Source organism: Streptomyces sp. NPDC029216 (assembly GCF_040648015.1).
In the GTDB taxonomy this organism is placed as follows: Bacteria; Actinomycetota; Actinomycetes; order Streptomycetales; family Streptomycetaceae; genus Streptomyces.
Window position 1 is genome coordinate 1 of sequence record NZ_JBEZWL010000320.1, and the last position, 1,108, is coordinate 1,108.

The window sequence follows — 1,108 nt, forward strand, 5'->3', positions numbered from 1 at the left end:
CGGGCGTCGTCGGCGGCGCGCTGGGCGGCGCGGCGGTCCTCGTCGGCTGCGCGGGCACGGTCCAGGCAGACCTCGGCGCGGGCCTCGGACTCCGCGGCCTCGTCGGCGAGTTCGCGGACCTTCGCCTGCCAGCCGGAGCGCTCGCGCAGACGGTGGGCGAGGCCGGCGAGGGCGTCGGCGGCGCGGCGGGCGCGCTGGGCGGTCTCCTGGCGTTCGTCGCGGACCCGGGCGGCGTCGGCGGCGGCCTCGTCCGCCTCGGCGCGTACGGTACGGGCCTCCGTGAGCTCGGCGTCGGCCTCCTCGGCGAAGGAGCGGGCGGCGACGGCGAGCTCGGCGAGCTCCGCGAGGCGGCCGGGCGGGCAGCCGGTGCGCCAGGAGGCGAGGCGGGCGGCGAGCTCGCGGTCGCCCGCGAGGCGGGCGGCGAGCTCGCGGATCTCGGTGTCGCGGGCGGTGGCACGGGCGCGCAGGGCCTGGCGTTCCTCGTCGGCGGCGTGCTCGTCGTGCATGGCCGGGTTCGGGGAAACGATGAAAACGCTGGACACCGCCGAATCGCCGTCCGAGGGCGGTGCGGGCGCCAGCAGGGCGGCGGCGGTGCCGACGGCGACGGTGGAGCGGGGCAGCAGGGCGGCGCCGGAGAGCACCTCGCGGGCCCGGCTGTGGGTGTCAGGGTCGGTGATGACGACGCCGTCGACGAGTTCGGGGCGGGCGGCGAGCACGGCGGCGTGGTCGGCGGGGTCCACGGACTGGGCGAGGTAGCGCCAGCCTGGCAGGGCCGGGATGCCGTGTTCGCCGAGGTACTCGACGGTGGCGAGGACGTCGGGGCCGGGCGGGAGGAGGCCGCCGTCGCCGAGGGCGCCGAGGATGCGGGCGTCGTCGGCGGCGGCGGTGCGCAGCTCGAACAGCTGGCGTTCGGCCGAGCCGACGGTGTCGGCGAGGAGTTCGGCGAGGGTGTCGGCGTTGCGGTCCAGGTCCTCGGCGGTGAGGGCTCCGGCGGTGGTGGCGCCGGCCCGGGGCGCGCCCGGTGCACCGGCGTGCGCTCCCGTCGGGTGTCCGGGGACGGCGGCGGACCCGTCGGCCCGGCCGGCGGTGTGCGCGGCCGTGCGCTGCG

At 79.5% G+C, this 1,108-nt stretch carries 1 pseudogene; it reads right to left on the bottom strand.

Features of this window, described 5'->3' with window-relative positions:
* A pseudogene (locus AB0F18_RS39315) lies at window positions 1-1,108 on the bottom strand (hypothetical protein); the annotation flags it as partial.